The 3,099-nt window shown below is 73.0% G+C and carries 2 protein-coding genes and 2 pseudogenes; 1 reads left to right on the forward strand and 3 read right to left on the reverse strand.

The window, feature by feature from the left end:
- From PROKR_RS35855 to PROKR_RS37890, 3 genes and pseudogenes are all read right to left on the reverse strand, one after another.
- Positions 1–207 (reverse strand): annotated as a pseudogene (locus PROKR_RS35855) (putative protein N(5)-glutamine methyltransferase); the annotation flags it as partial.
- A gap of 85 nt (positions 208–292) precedes the next feature.
- Positions 293–1,600, reverse strand: coding sequence for a Glu/Leu/Phe/Val family dehydrogenase (locus tag PROKR_RS21990; protein WP_036967504.1), 1,308 nt, complete (start codon positions 1,598–1,600; stop codon positions 293–295).
- A 435-nt stretch (positions 1,601–2,035) separates the two neighbouring features.
- Positions 2,036–2,800 carry an AraC family transcriptional regulator gene (locus tag PROKR_RS37890; protein ID WP_036967507.1) on the reverse strand — a complete coding sequence of 255 codons (765 nt, stop codon included), beginning with the start codon at positions 2,798–2,800 and terminating at the stop codon, positions 2,036–2,038.
- Between the two features lie 118 nt (positions 2,801–2,918).
- Here PROKR_RS37890 and PROKR_RS35860 point away from each other — a divergent pair.
- A pseudogene (locus tag PROKR_RS35860) lies at positions 2,919–3,099 on the forward strand (hypothetical protein); the annotation flags it as partial.

Below are 3,099 nucleotides of genomic sequence, written 5' to 3' on the forward strand. Positions count from 1 at the left end.
CGGTGCCACGGCCCAGCGCCGCCCGTCGAGCTCGGCCCAGCCCACGAGGTGCTCCAGCGGCAGCCCGCCGACGCGGGCCGCGACCAGCGACTCCAGCCGGGCGTCGTCGGTGACGCCGTCCGACGTGGCGGCCTCGACGAGGATCCGCGCCTCGTCCTCCGCGAACACACAGCCGGCTGCCCGCAGTCGTGCGACGAGATGCTCCACGCCGCAAGCCTAGGCGAGACGCGTCAGACCCCCAGGTCACCGGGGTGGCCTGGGGGTCCGACGCGTGCGCGGAGCAGCGGCAGGATCAGGGGTACAGGCCCCGGATCTGGTGCGCCTCGGCGACACGCTTGACGCCGATCACGAGCGCGGCGTCGCGCAGGGACAGCGCCTCGCGCTGGGCCAGGGCGGACACCTCGGCGTACGCCGTGGTCATGCGGTACTCGAGCTTGTCGGCGATCTCCTGCTCGGTCCACCAGTAGGTCTGGTTGGCCTGGACCCACTCGAAGTACGAGACGACGACGCCGCCGGCGTTCGCGAGCACGTCGGGTACCACGGTGATGCCGTTCTTCGCGAGGATCGCGTCGCCGGCCGCCGTCGTCGGGCCGTTGGCGCCCTCGACCACCCAGCGGGCCTTGACCGAACCGGCGGTGAGCTCGTCGAGCACGCCCTCGATCGCGGCCGGGACCAGCACGTCGACGGTGAGCCCGAGCAGCTCGGTGTTCGTGATCGGGTCGGCGTCGTCGAACCCGACGACCGAGCCCGTGCGCCGCACGTGGTCCATGAGCAGGGGGACGTCGAGGCCGGCGTCGTTCCGGATGCCGCCGTACTGGTCGCTGACGGCGACGACGCGCGAGCCGCGCGCGGCGAAGATCTCCGCGGCGTGCGAGCCGACCTTGCCGAAGCCCTGGATGGCGACGGACACGTCGCCCAGGCCCACGCCCGCCTCGGCGAGCGCGGCGCCCGTGACGTGCACGATGCCGGCCGACGTCGCGGTGCCGCGGCCCAGCGAGCCGCCGACGGCGAGCGGCTTGCCCGTCACGACGGCGGGGATCGTGTAGCCGCGGTTGACCGAGTAGGTGTCCATGACCCACGCCATCGTCTGGGCGTCGGTGCCCATGTCGGGGGCCATGATGTCGGTGTCGGGGCCGATCATGGGCATGATCTCCGACGTGTACCGCCGGGTCACGCGCTCCAGCTCGGCCTGCGAGTAGCCGCGCGGGTCGATGGCGACGCCGCCCTTGGCGCCGCCGTACGGCAGGTTGACCACCGCACACTTCCAGGTCATCCACATCGCCAGCGCCCGCACCTCGTCGACGTCGACGGAGGGGTGGTAGCGCAGGCCACCCTTGCCCGGGCCCAGGCTCACGTTGTGCTGCACGCGGAAGCCGTGGAACAGGACGGTCTCGCCCGTGTCGCGCCGGAGCGGCACCGCCACGTGGATCTCGCGGCGTGGCGTCGCGAGCATGCGGTGCAGGCCCTCGTCGTAGCCGAGGATCTGGGCCGCGGTGGCGAGCTGTGCGTGCGCGGTCGCCAGGGCGGAGCCCTCCGCGGGGCTGTCGGAGGGCGCGAAACTGGGCGGTGTTGTGGTGGTGGACGTCGTTGTCGTCGTCACGTGGGTCCTCCGTGGAGAACGGCGCCAACCGCCTTGCGGGCAGGGGCGCGGGTTGCGCGGCGCGGGGTTTGCGCCTCGGTCTCACCGTATCGCTTCGATGGGCGAATGTGCTCGGCCGTGGGGTGTTGGCCGATGATTTTCCGGTGATGGTGCCATTGCTTGGGAATCAGCGTTCCGTTAGCCGCCAAGCGCAGGGGAGAAGGGCGCTCGAGAGGGCGCTCTTGATGGCGTCACCGGCCGGGCCGGTCGTCACCGGCAGCCAGGGTACGCCGGTCGGGTAGGTGGTCGCTCCACCGGTGGTGCTCGATGCGTTCCTCGGCCCGCACCCTGCGCTGCACCTCCGGCTCAGGCTCTGCTCTTTGTCGCCTGAGCCTGCGGTTCCGCTCCGGGCGGGTGCCTCGTTCCTCGGCCCCCACCCTGCGCTGCACCTCCGGCTCAGGCTCGGCGCGAACGGCTTCGGAACGACGACGGCGTCTCGCCCGTCAGCCGCGCGAACGTGCGCGTGAACGACGGCTGGTCGTAGAAGCCGGCCGCCGTGGCGACGTCGGCGAGCGGCACGGTGCTGGACGTGAGCAGGTGCGCCGCGCGGTCGACCCGCAACCGCAGCACGAGCTGGCGCGGCGAGAGCCCGAACACCCGCCGCACCCGCCGGTCCAGTGACGCCGGCGCGGACCCGGCCAGCGCGGCGAGGTCCGCCACCGACGGCACCTCGCCCTGCTCCAGCAGGTCCTCGATCTGCCCGCGCAGCCGGGCCATCGCCTGGATCGTCGCGTCGTCGGCATCGCCCGAGCGCAGGTCCTGCGACACGGAGACCAGCCCCACGTACGCGCCCGACTCGTCGTGCAGGGGGAGCTTGGACGTGAGGAACCAGCCCGGTGCCCCGCCGACGTGCCGGATCAGCTCCAGCTCGCCCCGCAGCGGCTTGTCGGTGGTGCGCACCAGCTCGTCCTGGCTCTCGTAGCGCTCGGCGAGCTCCGGCACGAACAGGTCGACAGCGCGCTTGCCGATCACGTCGCGCCGCGACCGCTCCCGCGTACGGCCCACGAACACCTGGTTCACCAGCACGTACCGGCCGTCGGCGTCCTTGGCGCAGAACATGACGCCGGACAGCTCGTCCATCAGCGCGACCATGGCGGGGTGCAGGGCGGCCAGCAGGGCCCGCGCCTCGGGCCGAGCGGCGCCGTTCGGCGGGGTGCTCATCGGGTCCCGATGCTACGCGGCGGCGGCGCCCGCGCGCGCAGGCTCTTGGCCGAAACCGGTGCGGATCGTGAGTGATCCTGCCAATACACACGAGCCGCACCGGGTGCACCCTGGTGTCATGAAGACCTCTGCCCGGCGCGGGAGCGCCGACACCGCCGACGTCCCGACCGGGGCCGCAGGCGCACCGGACAGCGCGACGCCGCAGGCTCCGACCGAGCCCCCCGCGAAGCCCGCCGCCGACACCCTCGTCGAGGACGCCGTAGCCCTCGCCCGGACCTGGATCGGCGCCGCCACCGGGG

This window comes from Promicromonospora kroppenstedtii DSM 19349, assembly GCF_000515355.1.
GTDB classification, from domain to species: Bacteria; Actinomycetota; Actinomycetes; order Actinomycetales; family Cellulomonadaceae; genus Promicromonospora; species Promicromonospora kroppenstedtii.